Source organism: Paenibacillus peoriae KCTC 3763, from assembly GCF_000236805.1.
GTDB classification, from domain to species: domain Bacteria; phylum Bacillota; class Bacilli; order Paenibacillales; family Paenibacillaceae; genus Paenibacillus; species Paenibacillus peoriae.
In genome coordinates this window covers 29,700-45,349 of the sequence record NZ_AGFX01000046.1, presented here as the reverse complement: position 1 = coordinate 45,349, position 15,650 = coordinate 29,700, and the positions used below count along the sequence as shown (strand labels likewise).

The window sequence follows — 15,650 nt, the reverse complement described above, 5'->3', positions numbered from 1 at the left end:
CGTTCCTCTGTCTGTCAAATCACGTCAGCAATCTTCTGCCACATTTTAAAAAGCTCCGGAAAACCAAAAGTTACTGGTTCCCCGGAGCTTATATATACACTTATTCAACTATCCAACCTGAAGATCAGGTTGTTGTCGGTGGAGTACCACCGGAGTTGCCCGAATTGTTATCATCCTCCGGCTTCTGCAGGTTAGGGATATCATTCGGTTGATCCGTCGTATTCTTAGGCTCGTCATCCTTGCCTTGAATACGTACACGAACGTCTCCAATGTTATCGATCACAGGTTCACCGTTTTCCGGTGTTCCTTCACCCTCATTTGTGCTGCCGTCCAAAGAACCTGTCTCGATCAAACGTTTAATTTGTTCAAGTTCCAGGGTTTCTTCTTGCAGCAGGGTTTGAGCGATCAGATGAACCTCTTTGGAATGCTTGGTCAGGAGCTCTTTGGCACGCTCATAAGATTCAGTGATGAAGCGATTCATCTCCTGGTCAATCTGATAAGCGATCTGATCACTGTAGTTCTGCTCATGACCAATATCCCGTCCAAGGAAAACCTGACCTTGTGAAGTACCGAACTGCATTGGGCCGAGCTTCTCACTCATACCGTATTCCACAATCATGCTACGTGCGATGCTTGTTGCTTGCTGGAAGTCACTGTAGGCTCCCGTACCGATTTCACCGATAAACAGTTCCTCGGATACACGTCCACCCAGCAAACCAGTAATTTTGTCCAGCAATTCCTGCTTGGTCGTCAGCATGCGATCTTCCTTCGGAAGCATGATGACATACCCGCCTGCACGTCCACGTGGAATGATCGTTACCTTGTGAACCATGTCGGCGTTTTCCAGGAAGAAGCCGATAATCGTATGGCCTGCTTCATGGTAAGCAACAATTCGTTTCTCGCGGTCACTGATTACGCGGCTGCGTTTTTCAGTACCTACGATTACACGGTCGATAGCTTCATCTACTTCGCGCATCGAAATATCTCTGCGGTTACGACGGGCTGCCAGCAAAGCAGCTTCGTTCAGCAGATTTTCCAGATCAGCACCTGTAAAACCTGTTGTGCGTTTCGCGATTACATCCAATTTAACATCCTTCGTCAACGGCTTGTTGCGTGCGTGTACATGTAATACAGCTTCGCGGCCTTTAACGTCTGGACGGTCAACCGTAATTTGACGGTCAAAACGTCCCGGACGAAGCAATGCCGGGTCCAGAATATCCGGACGGTTGGTAGCCGCTACGATAATGATACCTTCGTTCGCGCCGAATCCATCCATCTCTACGAGCAATTGGTTGAGCGTTTGCTCACGTTCATCGTGTCCGCCACCCAATCCGGCGCCACGTTGACGTCCAACAGCATCAATCTCATCGATGAAAATGATACATGGTGCGTTCTTCTTCGCATTTTCAAACAAATCGCGAACACGGGAAGCACCGACACCGACAAACATCTCTACAAAATCAGAACCCGAAATACTGAAAAAAGGTACTCCTGCTTCGCCTGCAACGGCTCTGGCCAAGAGTGTTTTACCCGTTCCCGGAGGGCCCACTAATAGGACACCCTTTGGAATACGAGCGCCCACAGCAGCGAACTTACGCGGGTCCTTCAGGAATTCAACGACTTCGACAAGCTCCTGCTTCTCTTCGTCAGCCCCTGCCACGTCCTCGAAGGTAACCTTCTTCTTCTCTTCGTTGTACAGACGGGCCTTGCTCTTGCCAAAGTTCATAACTTTGCCGCCGCCGCCCTGTGCCTGATTAAACAGGAAGAAGAACAGCAGGAACATGATCACCAAAGGAATAATAGAAGTCAAAAACGTCAACCAGATGCTTTCGCCTTCCATCTTCTTCTGTACGTATTCAAACCTATTCGTTTCGCTGGCATTGACCAGTTCACTCAGTGCTTGATCCGTTGGCGGAACATATACGGAAAAATTAATGGATTTGGCATCAGCCGGCTGCTTCTTATATGCACCGGTTACAAGATAGGCGTAACCGTCAAATTGGACCGTTACTTTAGAGATGTTATTCGCTTTAACCTCTTGCCGTAATTGGTCATATCTAGGGAGATCGGAGGCTTCGTTACTGTTGCTAACAAACTGAACGATACCCACCACAACTAAAAAAAGAATCAAATAAAAACCAGAATTCCGGATGAACCGATTCATCCCCTACCTCCTCTCGAGACACTTAAGTTATTTTACCATAGCCTATAAGTCCTTCTCAACAAAGGGCCTTATTTAGTCCTAGGACTGGAGGCTGAGATTAGCTGGTGTAGATTTCCGGCTTCAAAATCCCTATGTATGGGAGGTTCCGGTAGTGCTCGGCATAATCCAGACCATAGCCGACAACAAATGCATCTGGAAGCGTAAATCCGGTATAATCCGCTTCAAGATTAACGGCCCGGCGTGCAGGCTTGTCGAACAAGGTTACGACACATACCGAATTGGCATTACGGTTCTTAAGCAGTTCAATCAAATGTGTCAGCGTCAGACCGCTGTCGATAATATCTTCGACAATCAGAACGTCGCGTCCTTCAACCGATGCGTCCAAATCTTTAATGATTTTAACGACTCCCGAGGATTTGGTGGACACTCCGTAACTTGATACAGCCATGAAATCAAGCTCCAACGGCACTGTAATGGATTTAACCAAATCAGCCATAAAGATAAACGCACCCTTCAGCACGCAAATCACCAATGGATTCTTTCCTTCATATTTTACGCTGAGCTGTGCGCCCAATTCCTTAATTTTACTCTGAATTTCTTCTTCGCTGATCAATACTTCCTGAATATCATTCTGCAACGGTGTAAACCTCCTAAGTTTATACTATGAAAGCCGTTCCTGTGCGACTATCGGTGCCCCGGACTCTTCCGTCTTTGCCATGACATGTATATAACCGAAGACGTGTGCTTTTGCACTGCGGCATGTACAGAACGCCGCACGCCCGGAATCCAGAGAATAGCTCCGGATTGGTCACAGACGATGGGAATAACGGAACGCAGTGAAGGAGGAATTTTTCCATCAATGAAAATATCTTTAACCTTTTTTCTTCCGTTTAATCCCATGACATGCATGGCATCTCCAGGTAATCGTGAGCGTATGGTCAACGGCAAACTCAATTCATCTGCGTCAAACCATGCTTCCTCCTCATTCGCCGGATAGGGTCCATCCGAATGGGAGATTCTTCTCCACCGAAGTACACCACCCGCCTCAGGCAACTCAAGCTCGCCAGACATAGGCAATACGTCTAGTCCATAACACCATTCGCCCATAGGTCCTTGCGTTCGGTCAAACAACCCCGCTTGGTCATATTCACGAACTCCAACCACACCGCCACCCAAGTCCAAACTCCACGTGGACGGTTGTTCCTGAAGAAGTCTCAGTCGAACGGTCTCAATTTTACGAAAATCTAAGTTTTCACTGTCCGAAGGCAGATAATTTAATATTAGTTTAATCAACCTCCGTTGTAAAGCAATGGGTAGCTTGCGATAGGAAGCAATGGAAAACATGTATCTCCCGTTATCCAAGCGTACCAATTCCTCGTATACCGACAGCGTAGATGCCTCCATAAAGTCATTTTCTTCAGCCATCGTTTCGGCCAGTCGATTGAGGGATGGAGTCAGTTGCTCATTATATTGCCCCAAAAAAGGAAGCACATCCATGCGGATGGCGTTGCGGCGGTATTTGGAGGTCAGATTAGTGCTGTCCGTCACATAGGAAAGGCTATAAAACCTGCAGAACTCAATCAGGTCAGCCTTGTACATACGCAGCAACGGGCGAATGAGTTGCACATTTTTTTCCCTTCGTGCCAATCGCATACCCGCCAGGCCTGCCGGACCGCTGCCGCGCAGCAGATGCAGAAGGACCGTTTCGGCCTGATCGTCGCCATGGTGGGCCATCGCAATGTGCTGCGCTCCCCATTTTGCAGCCGTATCATGCAAAAAGGAATAGCGCAGCTCACGGGCCGCTTCTTGCGGGCCTTTTCCGCTTTCCTTCATATAGACGGGTACATCAACCCGAATCATTTCAAACGGAATTGCCAGCTTTCGGGCTATGCTGCGTACCTCTTCAGCCTCCGCATCCGATTCCTCTGGCCTGAAGCCATGATGGACGTGAGCACAGATAAGCTGCAAAGGCATATGTATAACGGATATTTCATGTAAAATGTGCAAAAGGGCCACCGAATCCGGCCCACCGGATACAGCAACCACAATGCGGTCTCCGGGGCTCCACAGTGAATGATCTCGCGCAAGGGCGAGCACTTCCTGTACAACACCGGTCGGTTTGGTTGTTCCCATTATCGACCCTCTCTTCTCCCGACCGTAACAATGATGATCATCTGTTATCTTATGTAAGTATGCCGCTACCGCAACGCTACCCAAAGCGCCCCGGCCAGCAGCAAAAGCGATACCGTGAAAGCATATCCCAGCCAGCGTGGATTCCCTCGTTTGGCCGACGATTGCCTGACATGCGCTGAAGCCAGACGCGACCAGGATTGGGCCGCTGCACGAGTGTCGGAATATTCTCCACGCACTGCACCGATCAGCCATTCGGCGTAGGGACGCAATACACGGCTGCGACGAATGATAACCGTCAATTCTGCCGTATTGCGTAGCTGTGGCAGCCTGCTCGCAGCAGCCTTTAACAGTTCGCCCTCCAATATATGAATCGTTAGAAGAGCAAAGGCAAACAGGTCATACTGGGGATCGGCGTTTCGGTTGCCAGCATTCCAGAATCCTCTGTCATACCATTCTGTAAATTGTTTTACACTCCTGCCTGCAAGAGATACTCCGCCATAATCAATTAATTCGGCTTCTCCATAGGCATTGACCAAAATATTTTGCGGCTTCAGGTCGCCAAACACCCATCCCGCCTGATGCAGCTCCGCCAAACGATTGAGGATACCGGTTCCAGCTACGCCGTACCATTCCGCCCCTTTGGCTACAACAAAACGATGTAGCGGATCGCCCTTGACGTATCGCATGACATAAAAGGGAATCTCTCCACTGCGTAACACCACATCGTCTACTTCAAACAAAAAGGGAGGACTCCCATTTTTTTGGAATACCGCCTTAGTCCCCTGAGACTGCAATGTAGTCAGCACATTAATCTCTGATTGCAGATCCAGCGTGTTTCTTCCCATTTTCAGAGCAAAATGCCGATCGGCCTGTGCTTCTTTTACCAAATATACAGTTCCGTTCGCTCCCCGGCCCAGCAGGCGCTGAATGACATAGCTGCTCCGCTTCCACTTGCCCTTGATGACCGTTCCGGGTGCAAGAACGGGATCAGACGACGTAGTCACCGAGCATCCCTTCTCCTTTATCATAGGATTCTTCCATATCCTTCTGTTCCTCTAGTGTAACATATCGGTAATAATCAATCACTTGTAAAATGGCCGGACCTGTCGGCGTCGCTCCTTTCATCCGCAGACGTCCAAATAGCGATTTGATCTGGCTGAGCTCAGAGGTCCAGCCGATATCCATGACCGTGTCTTCACCCATCCGGCCGCCCGGAAAATGAAATACAGATATACGGCTGAGTCCACTCCTGGACTGCAAACTAAGTAGCAAATCGCGAATGCTGTCCTCTACAGCAGGCAGTTTGGGCTTCATGCTCGCACTGGCATCAATGAGTAAAGCAATTTCCAGGTCGCTGGTCTCTGTCAGCTCGTCCATCACCTCCACCACCTGAGCCCGTTTGGCTGGAGGCAGCTCACCGATATGCCGGGCGCCACCCTCACCCAAAATATGCGTTAACTCTCTATTAACCGCATGCTGAATCGTTTGAACCACCGTTTTACGCGTCATCATCTGCATGGTCTGGGCTAGCTGCTTCGTGCCTACGATTTGGCTGAATCCTCCTCCAGCTTTAGCAATTTCACGAATCTCCGCACTGCCAAGCTCGCCTATGGTTCCATAATCTATGACTCCGGCGACATTCACTGTAATTCCTTCCTGTAAAGCCTGAGCAGCCGCTATGACCGGACTTACACCTACATTCGAACATCCATCTGTAATGATCAAAATTTGCTTCATCGCTTTTTGACCTCCGCTTCCTCTTAATCTATCCCGATAGATTCTATCTTTGCCTATTCCGGAACGATTCAAACGAAGAATGTGGATTTTTAAAAGCGAGAAAGAAATTTCCCGGGCAATGTCGGTTTAACTCACCGTCCGTGGACGCTCCGCCCAGCTCATACCAGGTACATGAAGGGCCGCCCACTCTGGACGATAATGATCTATTTTACTAACAACAACCGTCATATCATCATAGATTTGATTTTGCTGGTAACGAATAACCCGTTCTAACAAGCAATCGGCCAGCTGCTGCGGATCATCGCTTTCAATTTCCTGGATCATGCGCTTCATCCATATTTCCTTATTGACCGCATAACCTGGCGAATCGTATATACCGTCTGTAATCATGATGAGAATATCACCCGGCTGTAGCTGAAGCGACACCAAATCCACCTCAATATCCTGTATAATGCCAATTGGCAAATTGCTGGCAGATACAGGAATGACCTCCTCCCCCCTTTTAATAAAGCTCGGCGTAGACCCAATCTTCATGAAGGTCGTTCGGGCCGTGTACTGGTCAATCAACGCCATATCAACGGTGGCATACATTTCCTCGGGTGATCGCAGCATCAGGACAGAGTTAACCGACTTGATCGCCAATTTCTCATCCATCCCCGATTGTAGTAATTCCTCCAAAATATTTAGGGCCGCGCTGCTCTCCTGCTGCGCACGCTCCCCATTCCCCATCCCATCGCTCAAGGAGACTGCAAAGGTCCCGTTTCCCAGCTCCATAGTGCTATAGCTGTCACCTGAGAAAAAATCTCCTCCCTTGGCAGCGCTTGCTACTCCTGTAGCCACCTCATACGTCTTGGCAGAGCCAAACATGACGGTGGCCAAGCCTTGGCGGCGATCTGCCGCCGTTTCGAGCATCACGGCAATATGCTCGTCCAATATGTCCGACAGCAGTGGAGCAATGATTTTCCGACATTCATCGAATCCCCTTGTATAGGCATGGACAATCTCGATTTCCACCTGACCTGCGTCCAGATTAATAATCTCAATTGATTGGATGGACAAGCCGAGCCGCTCAAGCGCCTCCCGTATTTGCTCTTCCTGCCGATGCATGGTCTGTCCTTCCCGCTGAATTTCCCGCGCCAAATCCTCCATAATTTGTGATACCCCCGATAGCTGGTCAGCAACAAGCTGACGACTGTCGTATACTTGGCGCTTCCACTGCATATTATGCTGATAGAGACTATATTGCTGCTTCATCACCTGCAGTACAGCGCCCGTTTTGGCGCAAGCCTTGCCCCATTGCGGCGGCATCTGTTCCGGCTCCAAATCGGGATTATCCTCGATGGCGCTCATCATTTCCGTCATATACTGATGAGTTTGCATAAACTTGCTGTCCCAGCACTGCTCGCACTTAAAGCAGGAGGCGCACGTGCCTTCCGCTACGGCGTTCATAAAATGCTCAATTTCTCCGTCCGGCTTTGCACCCTCACTCGCAGATATCTGATGAAAGCTGTGGGATAATTGACTGAACACGCGGGAAAATTTCGTCACCCGCTCTGCGGTGAGGTCACGAACCCTTTTCGCGTATTCATGCTGGGACTTGGCGTGATCCTGTGTACCGGGAACATAGGTAGAAATCGCTTTAAAGAAACTTTTTGGGGTTATTAAAAATAATAAAACTGCCGCACAGCTCTCCCAGGTTGATGTCAGCACATCTCCGGTCCCATCCAGATAGATCGTTAAAATGGAAGAGCCCAGCAGCATCCCAAGTGCAACAGCACCCTTTCGCCCTTCACGCAACATCCCTGCCAGCAAGCCTGCAAAGGCAAGCAAGCTCATCTGCACAATCGCAGACATATTGGCCAAGCTTAGAATTAAGCCAGTAATCACACCAACCGAAGCACCTAGTGAAGCGCCTCCAACCAAAGCAAACACCAAGACCAAATATCGTGACAGGACATGATCGACAGACAGTGATTGAATGGCCCATCCTACCGCTCCTGTCATAACAGAAGCCAGTAAAATAATGAGACATAAAATTTCCTCATTTTTGAGCTGGCTTGTTTTTTTTCGGTACGTAAATAATGGAATCGCTTGCGTGAACACCAGTGTAAGCATAAAGCTGAGAACCGCATCCGTTCCCACAATGACAAGATCATACCATGTGAACGATGGAGCCATCACAGCGTTAAATAAATTGACCATGAACACAGACAGGAAAACCATAAGCGGGGCATAGGATAATTCCAAACGATCAAAGGCTCGCAGCCCGCGAAACAAGAGATAAAATACAATCAGCTCACCTCCAATCATGAACAACGATGGATAGGGAGCCAACAAACTGCCCAGCAATACCGATATAGCAACAGGCAGCATCAGATCACGGCGAAGGAATGTAATGACCGCAAAATAAGCAAGGGCAAAAGGAGAAAGCTCGTCCAAAATCATGGCGCGCCCCAGTAAAAGTCCCATAGCCGACAATAGCAGCATCCATCTTTGCGCCATTACCCATTGCACCGCTTTATGTGAATCCAGCCGCTTCTTGAGTCTGGAAGTCCAACCTTCCGTACGTTCTTTGGATCTGGCCTTTCTAGATTTCAAACCCGGAAATTGTACCACGTTCCATTTCTCCATCATGCGTCAGGCACCCCATTCATCAATTTGATGTTCCCATCTTAAACCGGAACGATTGAGAAAGTTTGTCAGAACCTCACGCCTTATTCCAAGAAATTTCCGACAAAAAAACGTTCTGCGCGAAAGGACAGAGCATCGGCCTGAAAATCAGGCTACACACGTATGGAAGCGGCTGGAAGTTGCACCAATCTTTCACCTGCGTAGCCTCTCCCTGTCGTCCATTACTACGTCCACACTAGCGATTTGCACAGAAGATAGACGGAAAACCGTTGGAGTTTGTCGGACGATTAGGCAGACACGACAAAAAAAACATACACTTTCCAGTACAATTGTTCTTCGATTGTTCAACAAATCATGATTCTCATCATATGCTCGCAGACTGACAGCTGTCTGTATCCTCTGCAGCGCTTGCCTGCCTCATGTGCTGTCGGTAAAACGCAAAAAAACCGTAGCAGTCTTTCGACTGTACGGTTTTCCGTGTATGGTTGATACGGTTGTCAAAGTGAATTAAACACGCTTCGCGCCGCGTCCTCCGCGTTTACCCTCGGTGTTCTTTTTCAGCGACGAAATGCGTTCCTCACTATCTTTCAGGAAGCGTGACATTTTATCCTCAAATGAAGGTTTACCCGGTGCAGGCTTGAAAGAACGGCCTCCACGATCGCGGTTGAAACCACCACCACCACCGCGTCCTTGACTTGGACCTGAACCTCCACCGCCGAAACGGTCGCCTCCGCCTGGTCCTCCTGTACGCTCCGGTCTTGGAACTCTTGGTGGACGGGCTTCACTTGCCGGCTTGTCAATCGTTTGCTTAATGGAAAGTCCGATTTTGCCATCTTTGTCAACATTAATGACTTTCACCGTCACGACATCATTAATCTTCAGGTGGTCGTTAACATCCTTAACGTAGTTATCGGCGATTTCCGAGATGTGAACGAGACCCGTGACACCTCCAGACAAATCCACAAATGCTCCAAAATGCGTGATGCCTGTCACTTTGCCCTCTAACTTGGTGCCCACTTCAATTGCCATAGAATAAAATGATCCTCCCTTAAAATATACAACCGATTTTTTTGCAAAAAAATCCCGCTGTGGTGATTTGATTATACAAAATGGCGGAACTAAGGTCAACTAAGCATTGGCCCGATCATGCTCCTATTTCTGATCTCCGACGATCGGCGTCTCTTCCGGTTTGTAGAGACCATATTTGCTTCTGGCAATCTCTCCAATGTATTCGGGGTCCTTGAGACGATTCACTTCGGTTTGAAGCTGTTGTTCTGTTTGTGTAGCGGCTTGCTTCTGCTTTTCCTTCTGGGTGAGCTGTTCACTTCGATCAGCCATAGTCATCTCTTGAGAAAAAAAGGTGAAAATGGCCCAACTACCAAAGGCGGCAAGCGATAGCAACCAAATCATGATTCGCCTGCGCCCGCCCGCGTTGGACTTGGACGTAGGAGATGAATGGCGATCTACAGACGAATTACGCATGATACTACCTCCTTCCAAACCATTTTTTTGCTGTGTTTTTCAATCTGATGCCGAGCTTCACAAGTGGTTCTGGAGTCTTCAAGCGCGCTTTGAGCGGACCGATTAGCCATAGAATCGGCTTCCAAACTGGCATCAAGATGTATATCAGCATCCTTCCCAGGAACACGATAAGTGCCCATGTCCATCCGACCAGCTTGCGTACCAGCCGATACAGCGCCAACACCGGAAGAACAATCAGGATGCGCAGTATGCTGTTCACGATCAACGTCAGTCTGCGGACGATCTCTAATAACATTACCACAAAACGTTGGGTTGTAACACTAAAGGCCCAAAAATAGAGCCAAACCCCCAAAAGTAGTCCTAAAAAGACATAAAACCGCAGCTCACCGCGATTACTCGCGTACAGCACACGGAAAATAAACAGCGCCGAGGCCACCCAGTACAGCACGTCCAACATATGAACGCTCCAACGGGCAAAATGAAAGCGGATGGACAGCACCCGGTAGCTGTCAAACACCACTCCCATGGCTATGCCCGACAGCAGCATCCACGTCAACGTCAGCCATTGCGTGTAAGGGTTCATTTGAAGAGCTTGCCGAATAGGCTTTTTCCATTTTTGGCTGGGGCCCCGGGCTCCAGGTAGACGAGGGAATGAATCTGACCTTCAATGGACAGCAGCCCCTCTTCCAGACTGAGATTTTTGATATGTAAATGTTGTCCGCGAATGGTGAGATGGCCCAGCTCGGTCTGAAGCAGAAACTCTTCACTGTCAAAGCTCTCCACATTGCTGACGCCTGAGATATCGAGCTGTTTACGGCTTTGCATGCGCAAATCGTGGTGCTTGGGCTTCCCTTGTTCAATCATGGCATGTACCCCTCCTTCTGTTCTTAGCTTATGAGGGGGACCATATGATTTAGAACTGCTTTGCTCTATATCAGCATGCTTTGCAGCAGGGAAGCTGATCATCTACAGAAAAAAGCACCCCTTCATCAAATGATGAAGGGGTGCTTCCATGTACAGCGTGATAAAAAAATCCGATGCCTGCTTACCAGTTCAAACCGTTCTCCCTGGCGATAGGCTCTTCTTTCACCAAAGTGTACATACTTGCAGCCTCGTCCTTGCGTGTGGTGTCGGCGAGCCGTTCCACTCGCACAGTCACCAGCTTTTGGCCAAATTGGACGGTGATTTCATCGCCTACTTTGACCGCACTGCTCGGCTTGGCTTCGCGTCCGTTCACCACCACTCTCCCCTGTTCGGAGACGTCCTTGGCTACAGTACGCCGCTTAATCAGCCGCGAGACTTTCAAGAATTTATCAAGACGCATTAGTTAACGGCTTCTTTAAGCTTATTACCGGCTTTAAAAGCAGGAACGGTCGATTCTGGAATTTCAATCGTGTTACCGGTTTGTGGGTTGCGGCCTGTACGGCTGGAACGCTTGCGCGTTTCGAAAGTACCGAAGCCGATCAGTTGCACTTTGTCGCCACTAGCGAGTGCATCTGTAATTTCACCAAGTACGCCATTCAATACAGCTTCAACGTCACGTTTGCTCAAACCGCTTTTGCTGGAAATATTGTTGATCAAATCTGTCTTGTTCATAGATAAAAGCCTCCCAAATGTCAAAAAATAATCATCACGCTGCATGTCCATATATGGAGCAGACGTGAGGTCAATCTGCGGCCGAAGCCTCTCTGAATTCAACTGTAGCACGTTTGTCTGTAAGCTACAGTTATTTTCAGAATTACTACAAGTTATTCTGGCTTGTCCTTAAAAATCCTGCAATAGCAGGTGTTTTTTTATTGGACCCCAGTTAAGCCAACATCCTACTACAAAACGCTCCCCATTGGCAAGTCTTCTCCAACCCGCCGTGCTTTTAAACCGGGATGCCTCCAAATCAGTATGCCTTCAAGCCGGATATATTTTCAACCTTCTGAACCGAATCATGGTGCAAAGGAACGGCATAGCTAAACACTGTCAGGGAGCTTTTTTGCCTCTTGCCAGTAGATTTCCATTTCTTCGACACTGCTGTCCTCAGGACGACGTCCCTGCTCACGTAATTTTTGCTCTATATACTGGAATCGTTTTACAAATTTTCGATTCGTGGCGGACAACGCCTCTTCCGGGTCTACTCCCATAAATCGGGCTGCATTCACAGCAACGAATAATACATCACCCAGTTCCAGCAACTGTGCTTCTACGGAATGTCCTTCACGGACTGCTTCCTTTAATTCAGCCACTTCTTCGTCCAGTTTGTCAAATACACCTTCAATACCATCCCAGTTGAAGCCTACTTTAGCCGCTTTCTTCTGAAGCTTGTACGATTTCATGAGCGCAGGCAAATCACGTGGAACACCATCGAGTACAGAAGGCTGTGCAGATGCTGTCCCTTTAAGCCGTTTTTCCTCAGCTTTCATCTGCTCCCAATTTTGCAGCGCCTCTTCCGCATCATTCGCCTGGTTGTCGCCAAATACGTGCGGATGGCGGAAGATGAGCTTATCATTCAGTCCTTGAATCACGTCATACACATTGAAGGTTCCAACTTCCTCTTCCATTTGGGCATGCAGCAAAATTTGCAGCAACAAATCGCCCAGTTCCTCCTTCATATGCTCAGGGTCATCCTCATCTATCGTTTCAATGACTTCATACGTTTCCTCGATCAAATTTTTGCGGATGGACTGATGGGTCTGTTCACGATCCCATGGACATCCTTCCGGGCTGCGTAAAATATCGACAATCTCGTGCAGACGATCAAAGGATCGCCGTTTGAGCGTCTCATCCTCACTACGTGGTATGTACACCAAAGACAGGTTTCCGTAGCCCTCCACCCGATCCAGCTCGTACAGAGGCACCTTATGTACCGCTTCCTCACCTTCCACCCCAAGAGCGTGGCCGACATACACTTCATAATCGTCAGGATAGCGTTCCATCAAGCACAGCTTCACATCAGATGCAGTAAAAGTGTCATACACTTGTCCGATCAGTGTGTGTAGCTGAGGCTGAAGCCAGCTCGCATCCAGCGTTCCCGCATCCAGCAACTGGAAACCCTCAATTGGATCAAATCCAAGTCGTACAAAAGCTTCATCCAGAAAGCTTTCACCGCCCAGGATGTTCAGCCTGATGCCTTCCCTGGGACAACGTTCCTTAAGCAGCTGCACCGCTGCTTCCGCCACCATCGGGTGACCGGGAACCGCATAGACAATTTCGCTTCCGTCCGCCGCCTTGGCAGCCGTTGCGATCAATTGACTGGTAATTTCCTCATATACTTCTGGAAAAGACTCCTTTGTCTCATACACCGTGTCAAACGACTCAAAAGCCACTTCAAACTCATCCAGCACCTTAACTGCCGGATGCTCCCTTGTCCGCAGATACAGCGCTGAAGCGCCCCGCATTTTGTTCAATATCCCTATCGTAAGCTGATCGGGATCTCCCGAGCCCAAACCTACGACCGTTAACGTTACACTCATATCCCATCCTCCGTTCCGCAGAAACAGGGCATGCTCCGCCAAAATACACAGCGCATCCCGCTCCCACTTCCTTTCTTTGGCATTTACTATACCACAAAGTTGTACAGGCTTATAAAATGGCTGTGCCGCTCTGCAACGCGAGCGGCACGGCCAAGGCTACGCCAGTACGCGCAGCCGCCGCAGCACTGCTGCCAGCGGGCGTCCGAGCTTGGGCACCGCCACAAGCTCGTCCTTCGTGATCAGCCTCAAGCGAGCGAGGCCGATCACGAACACTACGGCGCCTGCAGCTACGCCCAGCAGGCTTTCCGCCGCTGCTGCGGCACGGCCGCCAGCAGCCCATCCCAAGGCACCCAGCACAGCGCCGGTGCCCCAAGACGCCGCCACAGCCGCGCAGGCCAAGGCGGCCAGTAGTGCCGCCGGCTTGAGCACGCTGGCGGACCAGCTTCCGCGCAGGCCCACGAGGCGGGCCAGCAGCGCGATGTTGATCACCGCCGCCAGCAGATAGGCGGTGGCTCCCGCGATGGCGGCTCCAGCCGTGCCGAGCTGCGGCACAAGCAGCCAGTTCAGCAGCGCCTTGGCTGCGGCGGCAGCGAGCATCGCCAGAGCAGGCGCGCGAACTGCGCCAAGCCCTTGCAGCAGCGCAGCCGAGATGATGCTGAGCGTGCCGCCTACGGCGGTTAGCGCCATCCAGCGCATGATCTCGCTGCCGGTACTGTCCGCGTACAGCATCACATTAACGGGCACGGCCAGCACGATCAGGCCCGTCGCGGCGGCCAGCCCCAGCAGCCAAAACCAGCGCAGCGATTGCTCGCACTGGCGGCGCGCCAGCTCCGTGCCGCCGGTCACCCGCGCCTCTGCCAGCGATGGGATGAACAATGCCGACAGGGTAGTGGCAAACATCATGACCAGTTGTACCAGCGGCAGACCCCGGTTATAGACCCCGAAGGCCACCATAGCCGCCGTATCGTCTAGGCCCTCCTGCTTTAACAAACGGGGGACGGTGAACGTGTCTACCAGGTTAATTAACGGAACAGCCAGTGCTCCAAGGCACACAGGCAAGGCATAACGCAGCAATGCTTTTAGCAAAAAGCCACAGTTCTCGGTCCGCTGGGCTTCTCCAGCTTGTTCCCTCACTGCCCCGGCTGCACTCTCCAGCACACCTGATACAACAGCACGACTGCCACTCGCCACATCATCCGCCGTTCTTTCTGGGGCGCCAGCATGTCCTGTCGCAGTCTCCTGTATGCCCATTAGCTCGATCTTCCCCACAGGCCGCGAAGCCTGCTCAGACAGCTCCTCCTGCCTTTTGAGCTTCTTCCTGTGGTTCCGCCAAAATAACAGCATGACGACCAAACCCGCCGCACCGCCAGCGGCTGAACCAAACACAGCTCCAGCGGCAATCATATCCGCCCCCGCTCCCTGCGACAGCATGAGCAGCAGCAGTACGATCATCACACTTACCCGTACCGCCTGCTCCGTCACTTGGGAGACAGCGGTCGGGATCATATTCTGCAAGCCTTGAAAATATCCTCTCAGCCCTGCCATAACCGGCACGAACAAAAAGGCAAACGCCGCCGCCCTTATCGATGGAATGACGTGAGCATTATCGATCCACACACTGATTAGCGGGGCACACGTATACATCAGCACCCCCAGAATCAAACCGAAGATGCCCAATACCAGCGAAGATAACCGAGCAATCCTTTGGCCTGCTGCCCGATTTCCCACCGCCTCATACTCAGCTACAAATTTGGATATCGCTACCGGAAATCCGGCAGCCGCAATAGTAATGAACAGCGTATAAAAAGGATAAACCGTATTATAAATACCAAACACACCGTCGCCGCCGATATTTTGTAGCGGAATTTTTTGCAAAGTACCGATCAGCTTGCTCGCTACCGCTGCCAGTGTCAAAATGACAGCGCCCCGTAGCAGCCGCGAAGCGGCGCGATTTTCCTGCATTCCCCGTCTCCACTCCTACCTGAAATATGCATCTTGCACGATTCCTATTATACCGCCTCTTCTCCCGGAAAGAAAAAAAA

General features: G+C 50.2%; 14 protein-coding genes. All 14 read right to left on the bottom strand.

Annotated features, from left to right (window positions below; all coding sequences use genetic code 11):
- Positions 1-124: 124 nt before the first annotated feature.
- Entirely contained in the window at positions 125-2,164 is a 2,040-nt protein-coding gene (gene ftsH, locus KQI_RS0124630) for an ATP-dependent zinc metalloprotease FtsH (protein ID WP_010349556.1), read from the bottom strand.
- 97 nt (positions 2,165-2,261) lie between these two features.
- On the bottom strand, positions 2,262-2,801 hold the full coding sequence (gene hpt, locus KQI_RS0124625; protein ID WP_010349554.1) for a hypoxanthine phosphoribosyltransferase: 540 nt from the start codon (positions 2,799-2,801) through the stop codon (positions 2,262-2,264).
- Positions 2,802-2,848: 47 nt separating this feature from the next.
- The gene (tilS, locus tag KQI_RS0124620; RefSeq protein WP_010349553.1) at positions 2,849-4,297 is read right to left on the bottom strand and encodes a tRNA lysidine(34) synthetase TilS; all 1,449 of its coding nucleotides are present in this window, start codon (positions 4,295-4,297) and stop codon (positions 2,849-2,851) included.
- 65 nt (positions 4,298-4,362) lie between these two features.
- A complete protein-coding gene (locus tag KQI_RS0124615) occupies positions 4,363-5,301 on the bottom strand; it encodes a protein kinase domain-containing protein (RefSeq protein ID WP_010349552.1) in 939 nt (312 codons plus the stop codon).
- The gene (locus KQI_RS0124610) at positions 5,285-6,034 is read right to left on the bottom strand and encodes a vWA domain-containing protein (protein ID WP_010349550.1); all 750 of its coding nucleotides are present in this window, start codon (positions 6,032-6,034) and stop codon (positions 5,285-5,287) included. Before KQI_RS0124610 ends, KQI_RS0124615 begins: the two co-directional genes overlap by 17 nt.
- A gap of 126 nt (positions 6,035-6,160) precedes the next feature.
- The gene (gene spoIIE / locus KQI_RS0124605; protein ID WP_010349549.1) at positions 6,161-8,668 is read right to left on the bottom strand and encodes a stage II sporulation protein E; all 2,508 of its coding nucleotides are present in this window, start codon (positions 8,666-8,668) and stop codon (positions 6,161-6,163) included.
- A 504-nt stretch (positions 8,669-9,172) separates the two neighbouring features.
- Entirely contained in the window at positions 9,173-9,694 is a 522-nt protein-coding gene (locus KQI_RS0124600; protein WP_010349548.1) for a S1 domain-containing RNA-binding protein, read from the bottom strand.
- A 123-nt stretch (positions 9,695-9,817) separates the two neighbouring features.
- A complete protein-coding gene (locus tag KQI_RS0124595) occupies positions 9,818-10,147 on the bottom strand; it encodes an FtsB family cell division protein (RefSeq protein WP_010349547.1) in 330 nt (109 codons plus the stop codon).
- A gap of 4 nt (positions 10,148-10,151) precedes the next feature.
- Positions 10,152-10,730: a spore cortex biosynthesis protein YabQ gene (gene yabQ, locus KQI_RS0124590; RefSeq protein WP_010349546.1), complete on the bottom strand. Its 579-nt coding sequence runs from the start codon at positions 10,728-10,730 to the stop codon at positions 10,152-10,154.
- Positions 10,727-11,011, bottom strand: coding sequence for a sporulation protein YabP (yabP, locus tag KQI_RS0124585; RefSeq protein WP_007428030.1), 285 nt, complete (start codon positions 11,009-11,011; stop codon positions 10,727-10,729). The genes yabQ and yabP overlap by 4 nt, the downstream gene beginning before the upstream one ends.
- Before the next feature lie 181 nt (positions 11,012-11,192).
- Positions 11,193-11,471: an RNA-binding S4 domain-containing protein gene (locus KQI_RS0124580; RefSeq protein WP_007428029.1), complete on the bottom strand. Its 279-nt coding sequence runs from the start codon at positions 11,469-11,471 to the stop codon at positions 11,193-11,195.
- On the bottom strand, positions 11,471-11,743 hold the full coding sequence (locus tag KQI_RS0124575) for an HU family DNA-binding protein (RefSeq protein ID WP_007428028.1): 273 nt from the start codon (positions 11,741-11,743) through the stop codon (positions 11,471-11,473). The genes KQI_RS0124580 and KQI_RS0124575 overlap by 1 nt, the downstream gene beginning before the upstream one ends.
- A 365-nt stretch (positions 11,744-12,108) precedes the next feature.
- Positions 12,109-13,608: a bifunctional methyltransferase/pyrophosphohydrolase YabN gene (yabN, locus tag KQI_RS0124570; RefSeq protein ID WP_029390331.1), complete on the bottom strand. Its 1,500-nt coding sequence runs from the start codon at positions 13,606-13,608 to the stop codon at positions 12,109-12,111.
- A 156-nt stretch (positions 13,609-13,764) separates the two neighbouring features.
- On the bottom strand, positions 13,765-15,570 hold the full coding sequence (locus tag KQI_RS0124565; RefSeq protein ID WP_010349544.1) for a putative polysaccharide biosynthesis protein: 1,806 nt from the start codon (positions 15,568-15,570) through the stop codon (positions 13,765-13,767).
- Positions 15,571-15,650 lie beyond the last annotated feature (80 nt).

What these genes read in the sequence shown, in the direction of transcription:
- ftsH (WP_010349556.1), bottom strand. Translation starts at nt 2,164, where the DNA reads ATGAATCGGTTCATCCGGAATTCTGGTTTTTATTTGATTCTTTTTTTA.
- tilS (WP_010349553.1), bottom strand. Translation starts at nt 4,297, where the DNA reads ATGGGAACAACCAAACCGACCGGTGTTGTACAGGAAGTGCTCGCCCTT.
- KQI_RS0124610 (WP_010349550.1), bottom strand. Translation starts at nt 6,034, where the DNA reads ATGAAGCAAATTTTGATCATTACAGATGGATGTTCGAATGTAGGTGTA.
- spoIIE (WP_010349549.1), bottom strand. Translation starts at nt 8,668, where the DNA reads ATGATGGAGAAATGGAACGTGGTACAATTTCCGGGTTTGAAATCTAGA.
- KQI_RS0124600 (WP_010349548.1), bottom strand. Translation starts at nt 9,694, where the DNA reads ATGGCAATTGAAGTGGGCACCAAGTTAGAGGGCAAAGTGACAGGCATC.
- KQI_RS0124595 (WP_010349547.1), bottom strand. Translation starts at nt 10,147, where the DNA reads ATGCGTAATTCGTCTGTAGATCGCCATTCATCTCCTACGTCCAAGTCC.
- yabQ (WP_010349546.1), bottom strand. Translation starts at nt 10,730, where the DNA reads ATGAACCCTTACACGCAATGGCTGACGTTGACGTGGATGCTGCTGTCG.
- yabP (WP_007428030.1), bottom strand. Translation starts at nt 11,011, where the DNA reads ATGATTGAACAAGGGAAGCCCAAGCACCACGATTTGCGCATGCAAAGC.
- KQI_RS0124580 (WP_007428029.1), bottom strand. Translation starts at nt 11,471, where the DNA reads ATGCGTCTTGATAAATTCTTGAAAGTCTCGCGGCTGATTAAGCGGCGT.
- KQI_RS0124575 (WP_007428028.1), bottom strand. Translation starts at nt 11,743, where the DNA reads ATGAACAAGACAGATTTGATCAACAATATTTCCAGCAAAAGCGGTTTG.
- yabN (WP_029390331.1), bottom strand. Translation starts at nt 13,608, where the DNA reads ATGAGTGTAACGTTAACGGTCGTAGGTTTGGGCTCGGGAGATCCCGAT.
- KQI_RS0124565 (WP_010349544.1), bottom strand. Translation starts at nt 15,570, where the DNA reads ATGCAGGAAAATCGCGCCGCTTCGCGGCTGCTACGGGGCGCTGTCATT.